Source organism: Pedobacter sp., assembly GCF_035566355.1.
GTDB lineage: Bacteria > Bacteroidota > Bacteroidia > Sphingobacteriales > Sphingobacteriaceae > Pedobacter.
This window is the reverse complement of sequence record NZ_DATMRL010000543.1, coordinates 1-3789: the sequence shown is the minus strand read 5'-3', so window position 1 is coordinate 3789 and position 3789 is coordinate 1. Positions and strand designations below refer to the sequence as shown.

At 44.1% G+C, this 3789-nt stretch carries 3 protein-coding genes; all 3 read right to left on the bottom strand.

Going from position 1 to position 3789, the window contains the following annotated elements; all coding sequences use genetic code 11:
- Positions 1-1151 (bottom strand): Tex-like N-terminal domain-containing protein (locus tag VNZ46_RS21310; RefSeq protein WP_325562382.1); only part of this gene is annotated, 1151 nt, incomplete at its 3' end.
- Positions 1152-1227: 76 nt separating this feature from the next.
- Positions 1228-2214: a pyruvate dehydrogenase complex E1 component subunit beta gene (locus VNZ46_RS21305; protein WP_108550899.1), complete on the bottom strand. Its 987-nt coding sequence runs from the start codon at positions 2212-2214 to the stop codon at positions 1228-1230.
- Between the two features lie 112 nt (positions 2215-2326).
- Positions 2327-3789 (bottom strand): PD-(D/E)XK nuclease family protein (locus tag VNZ46_RS21300; RefSeq protein WP_325562380.1); only part of this gene is annotated, 1463 nt, incomplete at its 5' end.

Genomic DNA, 3789 nt, shown 5'->3' with positions numbered 1-3789 from the left:
GTTTCCCTGCCAGCTGTTCCGTTGCCGATAGCAATGGCTTCAATCTCATACTTAGCGCAAAGCTTCTGTATAGTCTCTGCGGCATTTTTAACGTTATTCTGACCCGTATGCGGAAAGATGGTGGTGTTTTCGAGTAATTTTCCTTGCTTGTCCAGGCAAACCACTTTACATCCCGTCCTGAAACCAGGATCTATGGCTAGAACATTCTTTTGGCCCATGGGTGCAGCCAGCAACAACTGTCTTGCATTTTCTACAAACACCCGGATGGCTTCTTCATCGGCCTTTTCCTTAGAAAAACCACGAAGTTCATTTTCCATAGAAGGTGCAAGTAAACGCTTATAGCCATCCTGGATAGCCAACTCAACCTGTTGTGCATTTTTATTGGAAGATTTGATGAATTGCTTTTCCAGCAAACGAATCGCTCCCTCTTCAGCTGGTGCAAGCTCCAGCTTTAATACCGATTCATTCTCCCCGCGGCGCATGGCCAGAACGCGGTGAGAAGGTGTAGATTTAACCGGCTCATCCCAGTTAAAATAATCTTTATACTTGATCCCTTCCTCTTCTTTTCCACTCACCACCACCGATTTAAATTTACTGTGTTGCTGAAAATAAGTTCTCATCGTCGCCCGGGCCTCTGTATTTTCATTGACCATCTCTGCAATAATATCTCTGGCACCAGCCAAAGCCTCTTCCACAGAAGCTACCCCAAGCTCTTCACTCAGGTATTTTGCAGCCTCACCTTCCGGGTCTTCACCACGTTGTTCCAGAACCAATAAGGCCAATGGCTCCAAACCTTTTTTTCTCGCCTCAGAAGCCCTTGTTTTGCGCTTAGGCTTATAAGGAAGATAAATATCTTCTATCTCCGTGATGGTGAGTGCCACATTGATCTGTGCCTCCAGTTCAGGACTCAGTTTTCCCAATGCGGTCAGTGCCTTCAAAATCGCTTCCCTTCTTTTGTCCAGGTCGCGCAATTGCTGGAACCGGTCTCTTACCGCGGCTACCTGAACCTCATCCAGGCTTCCGGTCGCTTCTTTCCGGTAACGGGAGATAAAAGGCACTGTAGCACCTTCATCCAGCAATTCAATTGTAGAAAGAACTTGTTTCTCTGCTATAGCTAATTCAGCAGCAATGATTTTCGAGTGATGACTCATTTCGTTGTTTTTTAAAATAAAAAATCCCGAAGGGCACGAGCCATCGGGATTATATTTCTGGATTATCTTTAATAGCTTATTTTGCTACGTACAATACTTCTTTTACAGCTTTCACTACACGCTCTGCGTTTGGCAAACTTGCTGCAATCAGCGTAGGTGCATATGGAAGCGGAACATCAGCACAAGTAATACGCAATACCGGTGCATCTAAATGATCGAAAGCATTTTTCTGAACATTAAAAGCAATCTCAGAAGAAATAGACGCCAATGGCCATGCTTCTTCCACAATTACCAAACGGTTTGTTTTTTTCACCGACTCAATGATCGTTGCATAATCAATAGGACGTACAGTACGCAAATCAATAACCTCTGCATTGATGCCTTCTTTAGTCAGCTCTTCAACAGCAGGGTTCACTACACGGGTCAGCATTTTACCAAAAGTTACGATCGTTACATCAGTACCTTCCTTAACCACATTAGCTTTACCCAATGGGATGTAATATTCTTCTTCAGGAACCTCTCCTTTATCGCCATACATCACCTCAGATTCCATAAAGATAACAGGATCCGGATCAAGGATAGCTTGTTTTAACAAACCTTTAGCCTCATAAGGGGTTGAAGGAACTACCACTTTTAAACCAGGGCAGTTGGCATACCAGTTTTCAAAGTTCTGAGAGTGCTGCGCACCCAATTGGCCGGCATTACCTGTTGGTCCGCGAAATACGATTGGCACAGAAAACTGGCCTCCGCTCATGGACAGCATTTTAGCAGCACCGTTAATAATCTGATCAATAGCAACCAAAGAGAAGTTAAATGTCATAAACTCTACGATTGGAACTAATCCGTTCATTGCAGCCCCAATACCAATACCGGCAAAACCAAGCTCCGCAATAGGGGTATCAATAATGCGTTTGTCGCCAAACTCATCCAGCATACCCTGACTAACTTTGTATGCACCGTTATATTGCGCTACTTCTTCTCCCATCAAAAATACGTTTTCATTTTTACGCATCTCTTCGCTCAGGGCTTCACGCAGGGCTTCTCTAAATTGAATCTCTCTCATTGTATATTCAAATATTAACTGTGGGCAAATATAAGTATTGTAATCTAAATATAAAGTAGTGTTTTAATTACACTTGGGCATCTTTAGCCCGATCTAACATCCTTTGGTCATTTTACATTCCACACAAGGTCAAATAGGGCGAAAAAACAAAGCCAGCCTCGTTTTCTGTAGGTCTGAAAGGAATATTTTCATCAAAAAGCTCCGCAAGTTTTGCACTTAATAAATCCAGAAACTCGGCTTTGATGCTTTCCAGCCGCTCGCCATTCAATTTGGTCTTCTCCTTTCCCTCCATAAAAAAAGTGCCCTCTTTTCGCATATTACGGGTACTGTACAGATTCGGTTCCACGCCCGTCAAACCATTAGCCTGCTCGAAAACATAGGTGTAAAAAAGCGTCTGCACCAGCGCTTTATTCTGCTTATTGCCATTGGTATCGAACACTTCCTCCAGGCTGCTGAACCTCAGGTTATCGCTGCCGGTTTTATAATCCACAATACGGGTAACACCGTTTCTGCGGTCAATGCGGTCTATAATCCCATGCAGAATAATCTTTTTTTCCTGGCCTTTAAGGCTGAATTTAAATTCAACCTGGTCTTTCTTCTCCATAGCCAGCACTTCAAAGGGTGCCTGCTGCTCATCATAATCCAGGATCAGCGCAGCATACTCTTCTACGATGGCCAGAACCACCTTCTGCATGCCGTTGTGTACAACCTGGTGGTGCTGGTTCTCATACATCACCTGCGCAAATCCCCTTACAGCAAGAGCAGGTACTTCTTTCCGCTTTTGGGCAATACGCTCCTGAGTAACCGGGCCGCCCTCCGCCATCAAATCCTGGTAAAAGGTTTCCATAACAAAGTGTAATATAGAACCAATATAGTTGGCCTCCAGATTTTCGGAAATTTCCTTTGGCTCTTCAATTCTGGCAATATACTTGTAAAAAAACTGCAGCGGGCAATTGATATATGAGGTCAAAGCGGAAGCCGAAAGTCCTATTTCCCCATTCAGATATTTATTCAGCACAGCCATCACCTTTTCATCCTTCTTCACTTCTACAGGCAATCTTTTTTCTGTACGGATGCTTTGTTTGTGTTCCAGGTAATTGAAAGTATAGCCACTTTCATATTCCAGTTGCCTTAAAAAACGCGTCGGTTCGCCTGTATTGGTGTCATCAGCCTGCGCATTATACACCAGGCACACTTTTTCAGAACGCTGCATCAACCGGTAAAACATATAAGCAGAAATGGCGTCCTGGTTTTCCAGAACTGGCAAACCATATGCCCTTCGGATGCTATCAGGAATGAAACTTGGAGAGGCACTTGTCTGTGGCAATAACCCTTCGTTCACCCCAAGGATATAGATCCGTTCAAAATCCAGGCTCCTGCTTTCCAGTAATCCCATGACCTGTATCCCCTGAAGTGGCTCACCGGTCAAAGGCACAGAAATACCCTGGATTGCTTTTTGCATCAGTGACAAGACAAAAGACACTTCCCTGATTTGCTGCAGTTGAGGTAAATGCTCTTCCAGAGCATCATGCAAACGGTTCAGTTCTTTAATCGTTGCCACAAACAGATCTGCCT